General features: G+C 73.4%; 13 protein-coding genes. 1 reads left to right on the forward strand and 12 read right to left on the reverse strand.

From position 1 onward, the window contains the following. Positions 1-66: 66 nt before the first annotated feature. The 3 genes from AB0G52_RS24625 to AB0G52_RS24635 all read right to left on the reverse strand — a co-directional run bounded on the left by AB0G52_RS24625 (position 67) and on the right by AB0G52_RS24635 (position 3,975). A complete protein-coding gene (locus tag AB0G52_RS24625) occupies positions 67-2,187 on the reverse strand; it encodes an MMPL family transporter (protein WP_132888650.1) in 2,121 nt (706 codons plus the stop codon). Between the two features lie 87 nt (positions 2,188-2,274). Next, positions 2,275-3,024 (reverse strand): response regulator transcription factor, encoded by a 750-nt coding sequence (locus AB0G52_RS24630; RefSeq protein ID WP_132888649.1) that lies wholly within the window; start codon positions 3,022-3,024, stop codon positions 2,275-2,277. Between the two features lie 78 nt (positions 3,025-3,102). Next, complete coding sequence (locus AB0G52_RS24635; protein ID WP_132888648.1) at positions 3,103-3,975, reverse strand: histidine kinase; 873 nt, start codon at positions 3,973-3,975, stop codon at positions 3,103-3,105. 307 nt (positions 3,976-4,282) lie between these two features. On the opposite strand from AB0G52_RS24635, the gene AB0G52_RS24640 reads away from it, so the two are divergent. Next, positions 4,283-4,612 carry a helix-turn-helix transcriptional regulator gene (locus AB0G52_RS24640; RefSeq protein WP_132888647.1) on the forward strand — a complete coding sequence of 110 codons (330 nt, stop codon included), beginning with the start codon at positions 4,283-4,285 and terminating at the stop codon, positions 4,610-4,612. A gap of 117 nt (positions 4,613-4,729) precedes the next feature. On the opposite strand, the gene AB0G52_RS24645 is transcribed toward AB0G52_RS24640, so the two are convergent. The 9 genes from AB0G52_RS24645 to AB0G52_RS24685 form a co-directional block, all read right to left on the reverse strand. After that, positions 4,730-5,365, reverse strand: coding sequence for a hypothetical protein (locus AB0G52_RS24645; protein ID WP_165939345.1), 636 nt, complete (start codon positions 5,363-5,365; stop codon positions 4,730-4,732). Between the two features lie 90 nt (positions 5,366-5,455). After that, entirely contained in the window at positions 5,456-7,237 is a 1,782-nt protein-coding gene (gene cydC, locus AB0G52_RS24650) for a thiol reductant ABC exporter subunit CydC (protein ID WP_132888645.1), read from the reverse strand. A 142-nt stretch (positions 7,238-7,379) separates the two neighbouring features. Continuing rightward, positions 7,380-9,068 (reverse strand): thiol reductant ABC exporter subunit CydD, encoded by a 1,689-nt coding sequence (gene cydD, locus AB0G52_RS24655; protein ID WP_132888644.1) that lies wholly within the window; start codon positions 9,066-9,068, stop codon positions 7,380-7,382. Between the two features lie 40 nt (positions 9,069-9,108). Further along, on the reverse strand, positions 9,109-10,122 hold the full coding sequence (locus AB0G52_RS24660; protein ID WP_132888643.1) for a cytochrome d ubiquinol oxidase subunit II: 1,014 nt from the start codon (positions 10,120-10,122) through the stop codon (positions 9,109-9,111). Positions 10,123-10,146: 24 nt separating this feature from the next. Continuing rightward, complete coding sequence (locus tag AB0G52_RS24665; protein ID WP_132888642.1) at positions 10,147-11,436, reverse strand: cytochrome ubiquinol oxidase subunit I; 1,290 nt, start codon at positions 11,434-11,436, stop codon at positions 10,147-10,149. A 90-nt stretch (positions 11,437-11,526) separates the two neighbouring features. Beyond that, positions 11,527-12,900, reverse strand: coding sequence for a UDP-glucose/GDP-mannose dehydrogenase family protein (locus AB0G52_RS24670; RefSeq protein WP_207921703.1), 1,374 nt, complete (start codon positions 12,898-12,900; stop codon positions 11,527-11,529). A 42-nt stretch (positions 12,901-12,942) separates the two neighbouring features. Next, positions 12,943-13,464: a DUF1772 domain-containing protein gene (locus tag AB0G52_RS24675; protein ID WP_132888641.1), complete on the reverse strand. Its 522-nt coding sequence runs from the start codon at positions 13,462-13,464 to the stop codon at positions 12,943-12,945. A 29-nt stretch (positions 13,465-13,493) separates the two neighbouring features. Next, positions 13,494-14,606: a Glu/Leu/Phe/Val dehydrogenase dimerization domain-containing protein gene (locus tag AB0G52_RS24680; protein WP_132888640.1), complete on the reverse strand. Its 1,113-nt coding sequence runs from the start codon at positions 14,604-14,606 to the stop codon at positions 13,494-13,496. Beyond that, entirely contained in the window at positions 14,603-15,907 is a 1,305-nt protein-coding gene (locus AB0G52_RS24685; protein ID WP_361338684.1) for a beta-ketoacyl synthase N-terminal-like domain-containing protein, read from the reverse strand. Before AB0G52_RS24685 ends, AB0G52_RS24680 begins: the two co-directional genes overlap by 4 nt. Positions 15,908-15,910: the final 3 nt, after the last annotated feature.

Here is a 15,910-nt window from a genome sequence, read left to right on the forward strand (position 1 = left end):
TTCCTTTCCCGGGGCCCGCCGGCGCCCGCCTCGTCCGACCGAGCGGTGCCGAAGCCGAGGCCACGGTCATCGCCTCGTCTCATGTTCCCGTTCGGCCGGCTCCGCGGGCTGCTCCGACGCCGCCGGGGTCGGGGCGGACTCCCTGCCCGGCCACCACAGGCGGCGGCCCAGCAGCAGGGCGGCGGCCGGTACCAGGAACGACCGGACGAGGAACGTGTCCAGCAGGACGCCCACCGCGATCACGAAGCCCAGTTCCACCATCGACACCAGGGGCAGCACGGTCAGCACGCTGAAGGTGGCGGCCAGCACCACGCCCGCCGAGGCGATGACCCCGCCGGTGGCGGTGAGGGCCGGCAGCACCGCGCGTTCCTCACGCATCCGGTGCAGCAGGAAGATGCCGTAGTCGACGCCGAGCGCGACGAGGAAGACGAAGCTGAGCTGCGGCAGGGAGGGGTCGTTGCCGACGAAGCCGAAGAGCGGTCCGAAGACCAGTCCGCCCAGGCCCAGTGCGGCCACCCAGACCACCACCACCGCGCCCAGCAGCACCAGCGGGGCCACCAGGCTGCGCAGCAGCAGGGCCAGCAGCAGGAAGACGGCGGCCAGCACCAGCGGGATCACCACGGTCTGGTCGCGTCCGGTGGTGTCGTCGGTGTCGATGCGCTGCGCGCTCTCGCCGCCCACCAGGGCCCGGTCGCCCAGGGTGGTGCGCAGCCGTTCGATGGTCGCGGTCTCCGCCGGGCTCTCCGGCTGACCGGTCGCGGTGACGCCGAGTTCGGTCCAGCCGCGCGCGCTGCGGCCGGTCGTCACCTCGGCCACTCCCGGGGTGCTCCGTGCCTCGGCGGCCACCGACCGGGCGTCCGGCGTGTGGGCGAGGACCGTGATCGGCTGGCTGCTCTGGCCGGGGAACGCGGCCGCCAGTTCCTGCATGGCGGTCACCGATTCGGGCCGCTGGGTGAAGGCGTCCTCCTGCCGCAGCCGGCCGGAGAGGTTCAGCGTGCCGAGCGCGAGCGCGCCCAGCACCACGAGTCCGGTCACCAGGGTCACCACGCGTCGCCGGGTGACCAGGGCGCCGATGCGGTGGTACAGGCCGTGCCGGGCGGCCGGCCGGGCGCCGTAGGCCGGGACCAGCGGCCAGAACATCCGCCGCCCGAGCAGCACCAGCACCGCGGGCAGCAGCGTGGTCATGGCGGCGAGCGCGCAGAGCACCCCGACCGCGCCGGTCGGGCCGATGGCGCGGGTGCTGTTCATGTCGGCCAGCAGCAGCACCGTCAGGCCGGCGACCACGGTTCCCGCCGAGGTCGCCACCGCCGGCCCGGTGCGCCGCAGGGCGTGCAGCATGGCCTGGTAGGTGCCCTCGGTGGTGTGCAGTTCCTCGCGGTAGCGGGCGATGAGCAGCAGGGCGTAGTCGGTTCCCGCGCCGAAGACCAGCACGGTCATGACGGCGCTGCTCATCGTGTTGACGGTCAGTCCGGACAGCCGGGTCAGCAGATAGGCCACGGCCGTCGCGGCGACGGCCGCCACCCCGGTGCACACCAGGGGCAGGAGCCACAGCAGCGGACTGCGGTAGGTGGCGATCAGCAGGACGGCCACCACGGCGACCGTGACGACGAGCAGCAGGCCGTCGATCGAGCCGTAGGTGCTGTCCATGTCGGCGGCGAGCGCGCCCGAGCCGCCCACCTCGACGGTGAGCCCGTCGTGCCGGTCCTGGGCCACCTGGGTGCGGACGTCGGCGACCACCGTCTTGCCGTCGCCGGCGCTCTGGGCGACCGACACCGGGATCATCAGGGTGCGGCCGTCCTCGCCCACGATGGTCCGGGGCGCCGGGCCGACGAGGTCCAGCTGCCGGTCCAGGGCGGCGGCCCGGTCCTGGGCCACCGTCCGGTCGGCCGCGGTCAGGCCGCCGGCCCGCTGGTAGACCAGCACCAGGTCGGTGGTTCCGCCGCCGGGCATGGCGTCCAGGATCCGGGCCACCTGGGTCGACCGGGCGCCGGCCGGCAGGTAGTCGACCTGCTGGTCGGTGGTCGCCCCGCCCAGCTTTCCGGCGAACGGCACGGCCAGTGCCACCAGCGCCACCCACAGGCCGATCACGGCCCAGGGGATCCAGATGTGTGAGCGGGAATGCGCGGGCCGCCCGGTCCGGGTCGGCTTCCGCAGCCGCAGCCGCGGTCCGGTTCGCAACGTGTCCATGGCACCCAGACTCCCGTCCTGCCCGTGCCGGGGCATCGAGCCGGCGGCGTAAAACGCCCTTACTCCCGAGGGCGCAGCGACGACCGGTTACTCCCGCGGGAGTACGCCGGCGGGGGCCCGCCCGGCGGCGTCGAGGCCGCGGTCGGACCGCTGCTTCTGCCACGCGGACTGCCCCAGGCTGATCAGGCCGTGCTCGTAGGCGTAGATCACCAGCTGCACCCGGTCGCGCACGCCGAACTTCTCGTAGAGCCGCTGGACGTGTGACTTCACCGTGCTCTCGGCGACCACGAGGAGCTTGGCGATCTCCTCGTTGTGATAGCCGCACACCAGGAGCTTGAACACGTCGAACTCCCGGGAGGTGAGGCGGTCCAGTCCGTCCTCCTGGGTGCGGGTGACGGTCGGCCTGCGGGCGAACTCGGCTATGACGGTGGCGATGAGCCCGGGTGACAGGACGGACCCGCCGCGCGCCACCGTGCGGATGCCCTCGAGGATCCGCTCGGGCGGCGAGTCCTTGAGGAGGAAGCCGCTCACTCCGCAGCGCAGCGCTTCGAAGAGCGTGTCGTCGTCCACGTGCACGCTGAGGATCACGATCCGGGTGTCGACGACGGCCGGGTCGAGCAGCAGCATCCGGCTGGCCTCGATGCCGCTGATGCCGGGCGGCATCGACACGTCCATCAGCACCACGTCCGGCTTCGTCCTGCGCACCGTGTACACGGCGTGCAGGCCGCTGTCCGCCTCACCGATGACATTGATGTCCGGCTGGTCGGATATGGCCATGCGAATGCCGTCACGCACGAGAGGGTGATCATCGACTATCAGTACATCGATCTGTTCCACGACTGCAGTCCCGTCATGTGGGGTGGGATCGGAATGAGGTCGGGATGGGATGACGGGCGGCCGGTGAGCGGACGACGGTCAGCCTGTCGTCGGCGCCGGTGCCTTGGGGACGGCGACGCTGTGGGCGAGCGGGAGGTGGACCAGCACGGTGAAGCCGCGTTCGTCGGCGCCGGTCGTCAGGCAGCCGCCGTGCTCCGCGACGAGGCGCTGCATGGAGCGGCTGCCCTGCCCCCCGGACCACGGCGCCGGGTCGGCCCCGGGTCCCCCGACGTGACGGTCCCGGCCGAACGGGAGCTGCGAACGGCCGTACGACCACACGCGCAGCCGCACCGAGCAGTCGACGCGGAACTCCACCAGGACGCTCGAACCCGGGGCGTACTTCAGGGCGTTGGTCAGCGACTCACGGGCGACCCGCACGACGACGGCCCGCAGGGCCGCCGGCAGGTGCTCGTCCGTGCCGCGGCTGCGGAACACGACGGCCAGGCCGGTCCGGCGCAGCCGGTTCACGACGTCGACGAGGCACTCGTCGGCCGGTCCGGGTCCCCTGTCCTCGCCGCGGAGCTGTCCCATGGCCTTGCGCAGCTCCACCATCGTGTGGGCGGCGGTCTCGCCGATCACCCGCAGGCGGTGGTCGTCCTCCTGGGCGGTGCGGGCCTGCATGGCGATGGCGGTCAGGCCCTGCCCCACGGTGTCGTGCAGTCGGCTCGCCAGTTCCGCGTGGGCGGGCGGGCGGCCGGGGAGGTGCGCCCGGTCCGGCGCCGGGGCGGGCACGGGCAGGGTGGCCGGGTTCGGCCGGCCCGGCCGCCGGCGCAGGACGGCCACGAAGCCCACGGTGCCGGGCAGGCAGACCATGCCGGCGGCGACGGCGTACGCGCCGGCGGACCGGTCTCCGGCGAGCAGCAGCATGAGCAGCGGCACGGTCGCGGTGCATACGGCGCCCCAGAGCGTCACGACGAATCGGTGGCGTCGTGGGAGATGGTCGGCCAGGCACCCGGCGACGAGTCCGAGTGCCAGGGACAGTAAGAGCAACGGAACCAGCTGGAAAAGCGGAATGGAGATCACTGTTTCCAAGGAAACCCCCGCAGTGATAATGATCACGACATTTCCAGGCGTCAGTGTACTTTCAAGAACTGGCGTTCGCTATCCGCCGATGGATCCAAAACCTCCTCCGAACGGCGGGGAAGAATTAACCTCCTGCGGTCCGGTCCACCATTTCGGACATGGACAGCACATCTGCCGACGTGTAGGATCCCTTCACATGAGAGCGGAGGAGTTGAAGGGCAGCCTGGACGGCATGCTGCTCGCCGTTCTCAACGGGGCCCCGATGCACGGGTACGCCATCATCACCGCACTGCGCGAACGCAGCAACGGCACGGTGAACCTGCCGTCAGGCACCGTCTATCCGGCCTTGCACCGGCTTGAGAACGCGGATCTGATCAGCAGCAGCTGGGACAGTTCGGCCGGGCGCCGCCGCCGGGTCTACGAGATCACACCGGCGGGCGAGCGGGCCCTGCGCGAGACGCGGGCCAATTGGCGGGAGATCATCGCGACCGTGCGATCGGTCGTACTGGGCGACGAACCGGCCTGAGTTACCGGCGGTTTACCGGCTCCGCTTTTCCTCGAAGACGTCTATCGATTCGGCGCCCGAAACATTTCTGACGAGCGGTCACTTGTAACCTGGCCGTCATCCGGAAATGCGCCGACGTCAGCCTTCGATCGGGGTCCGCATCTCCGTCATAAGTCGGCGCGCCTCGGAGAAAACACCGATCAGCAATCCGGTGGTCATTGTTCCGGAAAAGCAGACCGCGGGCCAATACATGTGTCCGTGCGAGGCGTCGAGCCGGTAGACCAGCAGAACGCACAGGCACAGCACGGCCAGGACCACACCGGTCGCGACGCCGGCCACCCCGTCCATCGGCCGTCGCGCGGTCGGCGCCCGGCGCAGCAGCCAGACCGAACCCGCCACGGTCGCCGCCACCGACGCGAAGAGGGCGGGGGCCACCCAGCGGATCAACCCGGGTTCCGCGGCCCAGGGGTCCGGACTGAGTACGACCGCCAGGAACCAGCCCACGGCGAGGAAGGGCACCCCGCGCAGGACCATCCGGGCCATCCGGCGGCAGCGCGCTATCCGCCCGCACTCGTTGAGCTCGGCCGCCACCAGACCGACCGAGCCCCAGCGGCTGACGGCCTCCGGCTCGGAGCAGCCGCCCTCGACCTCGCAGAGCAGGCCGTCGCGTATCTCGTCGAGCACCCGCCGCCGCCATGCGCGCGGTCCGCGCAACCGGCCGTCGAGCTGGTCCAGATAGACGTCGATCGTCAAGGTCCGGTCGCCGTGTCCCACCAGTCCCACCGCCCCCCGGCGCGTATGCGGGACCAGGTCCCCGTCCTCCGTTGCGCCACCTGCCTCAGCTTACCCAGCCGCGCTGAGCGCTCAAAAGCCCTTCATGGTCTCGGCACGCCACCGTTCCCGGTAGTGGCCCGGTTCGGCCACCAGGCGGGCGTGCGGGCCGCGCTGGGTGATCCTGCCGCCTTCCAGCACGATGATCTCGTCGAACTCCTCGAGTCCGTGCAGGCGATGGCTGACCAGCAGCACCGTCCGGCCGGCACCGCCCGCGGTCGCCGCCAGCGTGTCGGCGAGCACCGCGTCCGCGGTCGCGCGGTCCAGGGACTCGGTCGGTTCGTCGAGCACGAGGACGGCCGGATCCGACAGGAGCGCGAGCGCCAGCAGCAGACGCTGGCGCTCGCCTCCCGACAGCCGGTCGCCGCGCCGGCCGATCCAGGTGTCCAGCCCGTCGGGCAGGCGGCGCACCCACTGCGCGGCGCCGACGCGCGCGAGCACCCGCATCAGCCGCTCGTCCGTGGCGTGCGGGTCGGCGAGCAGCAGGTTCGCCCGGACGGAGCCGGTGAACAGGGCCGCCTCCTGGACCAGGCCGCCCACGAGTCCGGGCCGCAGTGCCGCGCCGTCGAGTTCGCCGATGTCCACCCCGCCGAGGGCGACCCGGCCCCGGTCGGGCCGCAGCAGCCGCAGGGCGAGCGCGAGCACGGTGCTCTTGCCCGATCCGCTGGGACCGACCAGCGCCACGCGTGCTCCCGCCGGCAGCGAGAAGGTCACCCCGGACAGCGCGGGAGCCGCCGCCGCGGGGTAGGTGACGCTCACGTCGGTCAGCGTGAGCGCCACCGGAGGCGCGGGCGCGGGGACCGGCTGTGCGGGCTCGTCGACCACCCGCAGCCGCAGCACCTCGCCCACCCTGCGCACCGCGCCGGTCAGGGTGCCGAGGCGTTCCCCGGCCGCGCGCAGCTGCAGCGTCTCCTCCAGCAGGGTCAGGCTGGTGAGGACCAGCACGGTGGCCATGACCCGGTCCAGTCCGCCGTGCCACGCCGTCCAGCCGACCGCCGCACAGGTCGTCAGCTGGACGAGGAGACCGGCCGCGGTCAGGGACGCCAGCCACCTGGCCCTGCCGCGTTCGAGCGCCTCCACGGCGTCGGCGGCGGCCCGCCCCCAGCGCTGCGCGGTCTCCTGGCCGCCGTTCAGCAGGAGGTCCTCCAGCCCTTCGACGAGGTCCACCGTGCGGGCCGCCAGGTCGGCCCGGGCGGCGGCGAGCGCGACGTCGGAGCGGTGCATGACGAGGGCGGCCGCGGCCGGCAGCACCAGGCCCGCCAGCACGAGGCCCGCCGCCAGCACCGGACCGGCGGCCGGCAGCAGGACCGTCGCCCACACCGTGCCCGCGGTCCCCACCGCCAGCACGGCGACGGCCGGCAGCGCCACCCGCAGCAGCAGTTCCTGCACCGCGTCCACGTCGGAGGCGAGCCGCGCCAGCAGGTCGCCCGTCCGGTACCCGGGCAGCCTGCCGGGGGCCAGGGGCACCAGACGCTCGAAGAAGCGGCCGCGCAGCCGGGCCATGAGTGCCAGTACCGCGTCGTGTCCGGCCAGCCGTTCCGCGTAGCGGAAGGCGCCCCGGCCGATGGCGAGCGCCCGGACCAGCACCACCGCGACGGCCAGGACACCCAGCGGCGGCCGCCCCGCCGCCCGGCACAGCAGCCAGGTGGCCGTGGCGGTCAGAGCGACGACGGACGCCTCATAGGCGACCCCGGCCCCGGCCGCCGGCCCCAACCGCGCGACCACCCCACCCCACCCGTCACCCACCGCGGCAGCGGCCTCGCGGGGCTCCTCGGACCGGGCCGCGGCAGGGCGCCTTCCGTGGGCCGCGGTCATGACGCCACCCTCCGGGACACAGCGGCTACGAAAACGACCGCGGGCACGGCCGACACCGCCGACCCGGCACCCACCGCGACGGCGGTCTCGCGGGGGTTCTCGGGGGACGTGGCCGGGGCGTTGCGTGTTGTGTGGGGTGTGGTCATGGGGGTGCCGTTCGGGAGGTGGATCCGGTCAGAACGGCCCGGCCGCCGCCTACCTCGATCAGTGCGTCGGCGGTCTCGGCCACCGCGGGCCGGTGGGTGACGACGAGGAGGGTGACGGAACCCGCCAGCCGTCCCAGGGCGCCGAGCACACGTTCCTCGGAGGCGCCGTCCAGGCGGGCGGTCGGCTCGTCCAGCAGCAGGAGCGAGGGCTCGCGCAGCAGCGCGCGCGCCAGGGCGATCCGCTGCCGCTCCCCCGCGGACAGCCGGGCGGCACGCTCCCCCACCGGCGCGTCCAGGCCGTCCGGCAGCCGGCGCACGAAGTCCGCGGCTCCGGCCTGTTCGAGGGCGTGCCACATGCGGTCCCGCGTGGCGTCGGGCCGTGCCAGGCGGAGGTTGTCGGCGACCGTGCCGTGGAAGAGGTGCGGGCGTTGCGGCACCATCGCCATCCGCCGCGTCCAGCGGTCCGGGTCGAGGTCACCGAGGTCCACGGCTCCCGAGCGGACGTGCCCGGCGAGCGGCGGCAGCACTCCCGCCACGGTACGCAGCAGGGTGCTCTTCCCGGCGCCGCTCGGGCCGGTCAGGACGTACCTGCGGCCGGGCGGCAGCTCCATGCGGACCCCGGTGAGCACGGGGGTGTCGTATCCCACCGCCAGGTCGTGCAGGACGAGCGTCCCGTCGGCGGGGTCGGGTGCGGGCAGCCGGGGGCGGGTGCGCGCGGGTGCCCGCGCGGGTGCCGGGGCGCCGCGCGTCAGCCGGTCGAGCTCGTCGAGGACGGCGTGCGTGTCCTGGGCGGCGTGGAACTGGGTGCCGAGGACGCGCAGCGCCCGGTACGCCTCCGGGGTCAGGAGCAGGACGGCGAGGGCGGACGCCAGGCTCATGGCGCCGTCCAGCAGCCGGAAGCCGACCGGGACCGCGATCAGGGCCACCGACAGCGAGGTGAGGGTCTCCAGCACGAACGACGACAGGAAGGCGAGCCGCAGCACCCGCATGGTGATCCGCCCGTGCTCCTCGGCGGCCGTGCGCACCCGTACGGCGGTGCGGTCCTGCCGGCCGAGCAGGCGGAGCGTCACGAGCCCGGCGACCGCCTCGGTGAACTGGCTGCCCAGCCGCAGCATGGCCCGCAGCCGGTTCCGGGCGCGGGCCTGGGTGTACAGGCCGACGAGCGCGAGCAGCGCCGGTACGAAGGGGAGGGTCACCAGGACGACCAGCGCCGAGGGCCAGTCGAGGACGAAGAGCGCGGTGAGGATCACCAGGGGGCTCACCACCGCGTCCGGCAGCGCCGCGAGCGGACCGGTGACGTAGCCGTCGACCGAGTCGACGCCCTGGGTGAGCAGGGTGGTCAGCGAGCCCGCCGACGTGTCGCCGCGCACGCCCGCCTCGCGTACGGCCCGGTCGGCGTCGAGCCGCAACCGCCGTTTCCAGCGGGCGGCGGCGGTCTCGGCTGACCACCGGTCCCACCAGGCGAGCGCGCAGCGGCCGGCCAGGACCACCCCCGCGGTCACCAGCAGGGCCCGGCTCACGGCCCCGCCGGTGACCGCGCGGGCGACGACCAGCACCTGGGCGACCGTGAGCGCGGCACCGGCCACGGCGCTCGCGGTGCGCAGCACCAGGAACCGGCGCAGCACCGGCACCCGTCGAACGCGCTGGACGTCGAACGGGCCGCCGCGGCCTCCTCCGCTGCTCATGTCCGGTTTCCTCCGGGTGTGGGACGGCTGCGGCCTCGGCTCAGTAGAAGACCGGGGAGCGGTGGGTGACCCGGCCCCGGAAGATCCACCACGCGTAGGCCTGCACGGCGATGACCAGGAGCAGGACCGGACCCGCGGTCCAGGTGATCAGGGCCAGGGACGTGCTGGAGCCCGCGAGCTCCTCGACCGCCGGGGCACGGTGACCGGACTCCCGCGCGGTGATCAGTGCCGGGTACTTGCCCGCGACGACCGCGACCGGAGCCAGGGCCACCGCCGTCGCGGAAGCGGCGAACGCCTGCCAGGCGGAGCGGGGCGTGCGCCACACCACCACCGCCAGCTTGGCCGTCACCCCCAGCAGCGCCACGACCGCGAACACGGGATGCCGGAAGGCCCCGTCGGGAAGGCCGCCGGACATTCCGGTCACCAGGGTGGCGAGCAGCAGCAGGCCGGCCACGACGGACAGGGCCGGCACCGCGCGCCGCGCCCGCTCCGCCACCGCGCCGTAGGCGCGCGCGGTGAGGAACGCGGCCCCGTGCACGGCGAACAACGCCGTCGCGGTCACGCCGCCGAGCAGGGAGAGCGGTGTCACGGAGCCCGCCACGCCGGTCACGGAACCGGCGGCGTCCAGGTCGACGCCGCCGGCGAGCGCGGCGAGCAGCGCGCCCCAGCCGAAGGCCGCGGCCGCGGCACCGCCGAGGACCAGCGCGTCCCAGAAGGCGCGCGTCCTCGCCCCGGCGCTCCGGCTGCGCAGCTGCACGGAGACGTTCACCACGACCACCCCCACCACCGCGACGACCGCCAGCGGGTAGGCGCCGGTCAGCAGGCGGGACTCCAGACCCGGCAGCGTGCCGATCATCGTGCCGACGGCGACCAGCAGCCACACCTCGTTGCTGAGGAAGAACGGGCCCAGCGCGTTGAGTGCGAGCCTGCGTTCGGCGTCCTCGCGCGCCACGTACGGCAGCACGAGTCCGACTCCGTAGTCGATGCCGGCGAGCACGAGGTAGCCGGTGAACAGCACGCCGAAGGCGCACAGCCACAGCGTGGCGTATCCCATGGACGGTCTCTCCTCTTTCGGTACTCAGACCAGTACGGCGACGTCGCGGTCGTCGTCCTGCGGATCGGACGGCAGGTCGTCCGCCATGCTGCCGGTCCACAGACCGGTGTCCTCGGTCGGTCCGCGCCGGGCGACCCGGGCCAGCAGGACCCAGTCGAGGACCAGCAGTACGGCCACCACGGTGACGAACACCGCCAGGGAGAAGGTGAGTTGGCCGACGGTGAGCGAAGGCGTCAGTGCTTCCTCGGTGCTGAGCAGTCGGTAGACCGTGTACGGCTGCCGGCCGACCTCGCGGAAGACCCAGCCGGCGATGTTGGCCACGAAGGGCAGGGCCGTCATCGGGAGGAGCAGCCAGGTCAGCACACGGGAGGACAGGATCCGGTCCTTGCGGACGGCGACCAGGGACCAGACGCCGACGATGAGGGCGAGCAGGCCGATCACCATCATGGTCAGCGCCGCGTACCGCACCAGTGTGGCCGGCGGCATGTCGACCTGCCCGAACTGCTGGCGCAACTGGGCCGCGTAGGCGCTGAGTTTCTCCTGGGAGTCGATGAACGCGGCGAACTTGACCGGCTGCTTCTTGGTGACCGCCTCGAGTTGGAGCGCACCGAGGCCGGCCGTGACGACGGCGCCCCAGCAGGCCGCGTGGGCTCCGGTGCGGAACGACCTGCGCAGGAACTCGCGGTCGGCGCGCCCGCGCCGCTGGAGGTAGGCGGTGACGCCGAGCATGAAGAAGCCGCCGGTGAGCACGGCGGCGCCGGCTGTGTGGCCGATCGCTATCCAGGCGTTGGAGTTGGTGATCAGGGCGACGGGGCTGGTGAGTTCCAGTTCCGAGCCGTGCTTGCGGTAGCCGACGGGGTGGTGCAGGAAGCCGTTGGCGATCAGCGCCCAGACGGCCGACATGTAGGCGGCGGCCACGACCAGCCAGAGCAGGGTGAGGTGGGTCTTCTTCGGCAGCCGGTGCCTGCCGAAGATCCACAGGGCGAGGAAGGTCGACTCGGCAAAGAAGGCCACCACCGTCTCCACCGCCAGCGGGGCGCCGAACACACCGGACGCCGCGTCCTCCAGCCCGGACCAGTTCATGCCCAGCTGGAACTCCATCGCGAGACCCGCGCCGATGCCGACCGCGTAGTTGATCACGTACAGCAGTCCCCAGAAGCGGGTCATGCGCTCGAAGACCGGGTCCCCGGTGCGCACCCAGCGGGTGTAGGTGAGGGCGACGAGCAGGACCAGGCCGAGTGTCAGGGCGACGAGCAGGTAGTGGAAGACCACCGTGAGCGCGAATTCCAGCCGCGCGAGTCCAAGAGCCCCCATTGCCTTCCTCTCCCGGTGCGAGCGCGCACGCCCGTGATGACGACGGGCGACAGGTGCGGTCGATCAGTAGCGACGGTACATATAGCGTTCCTACACGTCAATTTCCGTCCTCCCGTCCAGGCCCGGTGCGGCCGTCCCCGGACGGGTCTCGCCGCGGCCGAGCACGTCGCAGATCCAGCCCGCGCCGCGCCAGCGGTCCAGGTCCAGGCCGGGCCTGCCGTCCACGAGCCGCGCCGACCGGACCCGCGCGGCCAGCGGGGCGGGGTCGACCGTGCCGAACTCCCGCCATTCGGTGAGGTGCAGCAGCGCGTCCGTCCCCTCGGCCGCGGCGGTCGCCGACTCCGCGTACTCCAGGCCGGGGAAGGTCTTGCGCGCGTTGTCCAGGGCCCGCGGGTCGTACACGACGACCTCGGCGCCGCGCTCGCGCAGGGCCGCGGCGACCGCGAGTGCGGGCGAGTCCCGGATGTCGTCCGTGCCCGGTTTGAAGGCCGCGCCCCACACGCCGACCCTGCGGCCGTCCAGCGTCCCGCCGCAGGCCTGCACCGTGAGCTCGACCAGGCGCTCGCGCCGCCGGACGTTGATGCCGTCCACCTCGCGCAGGAAGGCCAGCGCCCGGCCGGCCCCGACCTCCTCGGCACGGGCGGCGAAGCCGCGGATGTCCTTGGGCAGGCATCCCCCGCCGAACCCGAGGCCGGGCTGCAGGAACTGCCCGCCGATGCGGGAGTCGTGGGCCAGCGCGTCCGCGAGTTGCCACACGTCCGCGCCGACGGCCTCGCAGACCTCCGCCATGGCGTTGATGAAGGAGATCTTCGTGGCGAGGAAGGAGTTGGCCGCGGTCTTGATGAGTTCCGCGGTGGCCAGGTCGGTCTCCACGGTCGGCACCCCGGCGAGGACGAGCGCGCGGTACACCTCGCGCAGGGCCGCGGCGGAGCGGGTGTCGCCCTCGGCCCGTCCGATGACCAGGCGGTCGGGGCGCAACGTGTCCTCGACGGCGTGGCCCTCGCGCAGGAACTCCGGGCTCCAGGCGAGCGAGGCGGCCGCGCCCGCCGGTGCCAGCCGCCGGAGCATGCCGGTCAGCGCCTCGGCCGTCCCGACCGGAACCGTCGACTTCCCCACCACCACGCAGGGGCGCCGCAGATGGGGGGCGAGTTCGCCCACCGCCGAGGTCAACTGCCGCAGGTCGGCACGTCCGTCGGACCGCTGCGGGGTACCGACGGCCAGGAAGTGCAGCTCCCCGAACTCGGCCGCCTCGGCGTAGGAGTCGGTGAACCGCAGCCGGCCGTCGGCGACACCGCGCGCCAGGATCCGCGCGAGGCCGGGTTCGAAGAAGGGCGGCCGTCCCTCCGCGAGCGCGGCCGTCTTCTCCAGGTCGACGTCCACGCCGAGCACCTCGTGCCCGAGGTCGGCCATGCAGGCCGCGTGGGTGGCGCCCAGGTAGCCGCATCCGATGACGGTGATCCTCACGCGTACTCCAATTCTCGGGTTGTGGAGGGGCGGGGCACGGGCTCAGCCGGACACCGTCAGCAGGGCCGTCACCAGCAGGGCGAAGCCGAGGACGATGTCGAGGGTTCGCCACCGGTGCCAGTGGATCCAGCGCTCGCGGACCGCGACGAGGCGCCGTTCCTCCGCCTCGTCGGGCGGCGGGACGGTGAGCACACCGCCGGCGGCGGCCGGTGCGGCCGGTGCCGCTGCGGCCACCCGGCGCGCGATCGCCTTGTTGATACGGACGTTGACCAGTTCGGACATCAGCGCCAGCGCGATGTTGCAGGCCAGTGCGAGCCCGCGCAGCAGGCGCGCGGCCGGGTCCTGCGCGGTGAACAGCAGCAGCAGGGTCGCCCCGCCCGTCGTGAGGTTGACGGCGGGCATGTACCGCTCGATGCTGCGGTCCAGCGAAACGTGCAGCGACATCCACTCCGGCACGGGAAGCCGCCGGAACGTCGGGCACACCCCGTACAGGACCATGAGCAGTGCGCCCGCCTGGATTCCGCTGCCCAGCAGGCCCAGGAACGTCAGCAGTGAGCTCCACATCGTCGTCTCCTCTCGGCTTCGCGTCGGTGTCAGGCGGAGAGGTGGATCGACCGCAGGGCGGCGATCTCGGACATGCGCTGCTGCGCCAGCCTGTCGGCGGCGGTCGTCGGCGGGATGCCGTCGGCGGCCGCCCGGCCGAGGACCGCGCGGGTGGTGTCGAAGATCCGGGCCGCCCGCGCCTTCGCCCGGCCGAACGCGAAGCCGTCGATCTCGTCGGCCACCTGGATCAGGCCGCCGGCGTTGGCCACGTAGTCGGGGACGTACAGGATCCGGCGGTCGGACAGGAGCTTCTGCACCCGTTCGGTGGCGAGCTGGTTGTTGGCCCCGCCGCAGACGATCTCGGCGCGCAGCTCCGACACGGTGGACTCGTCGAGGCATCCGCCCAGCGCGCAGGGGGCGTAGAGGTCAATGTCGGCGCGGCGCAGCGCGTGCTCGTCGGCCACCGCGGTCACCTGCGGGTGCCGGGCGAGCACGGCGGCCACGGCGGCGCGGTCGGGGTCCGCGACCAGCACCGAGGCGCCGGCCTCGACGAGCCGGCCGACCAGGCGCCGGCCCACCTTGCCCACGCCCTCGACGCCGATCCGCCGTCCGGTCAGGTCCGCCTCGCCCCAGGTGTGTTCGGCGGCGGCCAGCATCGCCTGCAGCACCCCGTACGCGGTCAGCTCGGAGGAGTCGCCGGCCCCGCCCGCCTCCCGGCTGCGCCCGGTGACGTGCCGCGACTCGCGGGCCACGACGTCCATGTCCCGTTCGGTGGTGCCGATGTCGCACGCGGTCACGTACCGTCCGCCGAGGGACTGCACGAACCTGCCGTAGGCGCGCAGCAGCGCCTCCGTCTTGACGCGCTGGGGATCCCCGATGATGACGGCCTTGCCGCCGCCCAGGTCCAGTCCGGCGACGGCGCTCTTGTAGGCCATCGCCCGGGACAGCCGCAGCACGTCGGTGAGCGCGGCCGTCTCGTCGCGGTAGGGGTAGAACCGGGTGCCGCCCAGGGCCGGGCCGAGCGCCGTCGAGTACACGGCGATGATGGCCCGCAGACCGCTGGTCTCGTCCTGGCAGAACACCACCTGCTCGTGACCGCTGCGCCGGGCGAACACGCCGTCGGCGTCGAGTTCCGGCAGGGGTGCGGTGATGACGTCGGTCATCGGGACACTCCTCCTCGTCGTTCCTCGGTGGGCGCGGACGACGGCTCCCCGGCGGTGCCGGGTGCGGCGAGGACCAGCGCGCTGTTGAAGCCCCCGACGCCGCGGGCCACCACGAGCACCGTGCGCAGCCGGGCCGGACGCACCGGCTCCACCACGAAGTTCAGGCCGTGTCCGGCCGACGCCGGGTCGAGGTGCACGGTGGGCGGTACGACGCCGTGGGTGAGGGCGAGGCAGGCCCAGGCCACGTCCAGCGGGGGGCCGCCCGAGTAGAGCCGCCCGACCATGGACTTCGGCGCGGTGACGAGGACCTCCCGCGCCCGGTCCCCGAAGACCGTGTGCAGGGCGCGCACCTCGGCGGCGTCGGCGTCGGCGACACCCGCGGCGTCCGCGAAGACCACGTCGACGTCCTCGGGAGTCAGTCCCGACCGGCCGATCGCCTCGGACATCGCCCGGGCGAGCTGGCGCCCGTCCGGTGCGGGATCGTAGGGGTGGTAGGCGTCGTGCGTGGCCGCGTGCCCCAGCACCTCCGCGTAGACGGAGGCGGACCGGGCCCGGGCCGCCGCCAGTTCCTCGACGACCAGCACGGCGCCGCCCTCCCCGGGGACGTAACCCGTCGCCGCGGCGTCGAACGGCCGGTAGCCCGCCGCCGGTTCGGACGCCCGGCTGAAGCGGCCGAGGTCGTTCTGGCAGACCAGGGCGTACGGCGTGAGCGGGGCCTCGGTGCCGCCGGCCACGACGGCGACTCCGCCGCGCTCGATGTTCCGGCGGACCTGCGCCAGGACGTCGAGGCCCCCGGCGCTGTCCGCGACGAGGACGCCGCAGCTGCCCTTGAGGCCGTGGCGGATGGAGATCTGCCCGGTGCTGGCCGCGTAGAACCACGCGATGGACTGGTAGGCGCTGACCGCGGACGGGTGCCGGGCCCACAGGGCCTCGATCTCCCGCTGCCCGAACTCGTTGCCGCCGGAGGCGCTCGCGGTCACCACGGACACGTCGAACGGGTCCAGGGCGGCGAGGTCGAGCCCCGAGTCGCCGAGGGCGTGGTCGGCCGCGGCGAGGGCGAACCAGGTCCAGCGGTCGGTCTGCACGAGGAACTTGTTGCTGATGTGCTCGGCCGGGTCGAAGTCCTCGACCTGGCCGGCCAGCCGGATCGGCGAGGTGTCCGGGTAGCGGGTGAACGGCGCGATCCGGCACTGGCCCGCAAGCGTGGTCTTCCAGTGCTCGGCGACGCCGAGGCCCGTCGGCGCCACCACTCCGATGCCTGTGATCACCGCCCGGCGGCGGGCTTCGGTCGTCGCTGGCATGGG

It is taken from the genome of Streptomyces sp. NPDC021562, from assembly GCF_040640875.1.
Lineage (GTDB): Bacteria > Actinomycetota > Actinomycetes > Streptomycetales > Streptomycetaceae > Streptomyces.

Coding starts and splice junctions, on each gene's coding strand:
- AB0G52_RS24680 (WP_132888640.1), bottom strand. CDS start 14,606: ATGACCGACGTCATCACCGCACCCCTGCCGGAACTCGACGCCGACGGC.
- AB0G52_RS24665 (WP_132888642.1), bottom strand. CDS start 11,436: ATGGGGGCTCTTGGACTCGCGCGGCTGGAATTCGCGCTCACGGTGGTC.
- AB0G52_RS24675 (WP_132888641.1), bottom strand. CDS start 13,464: ATGTGGAGCTCACTGCTGACGTTCCTGGGCCTGCTGGGCAGCGGAATC.
- cydD (WP_132888644.1), bottom strand. CDS start 9,068: ATGAGCAGCGGAGGAGGCCGCGGCGGCCCGTTCGACGTCCAGCGCGTT.
- AB0G52_RS24625 (WP_132888650.1), bottom strand. CDS start 2,187: ATGGACACGTTGCGAACCGGACCGCGGCTGCGGCTGCGGAAGCCGACC.
- AB0G52_RS24660 (WP_132888643.1), bottom strand. CDS start 10,122: ATGGGATACGCCACGCTGTGGCTGTGCGCCTTCGGCGTGCTGTTCACC.
- AB0G52_RS24640 (WP_132888647.1), top strand. CDS start 4,283: ATGAGAGCGGAGGAGTTGAAGGGCAGCCTGGACGGCATGCTGCTCGCC.
- cydC (WP_132888645.1), bottom strand. CDS start 7,237: ATGACCGCGGCCCACGGAAGGCGCCCTGCCGCGGCCCGGTCCGAGGAG.
- AB0G52_RS24685 (WP_361338684.1), bottom strand. CDS start 15,907: ATGCCAGCGACGACCGAAGCCCGCCGCCGGGCGGTGATCACAGGCATC.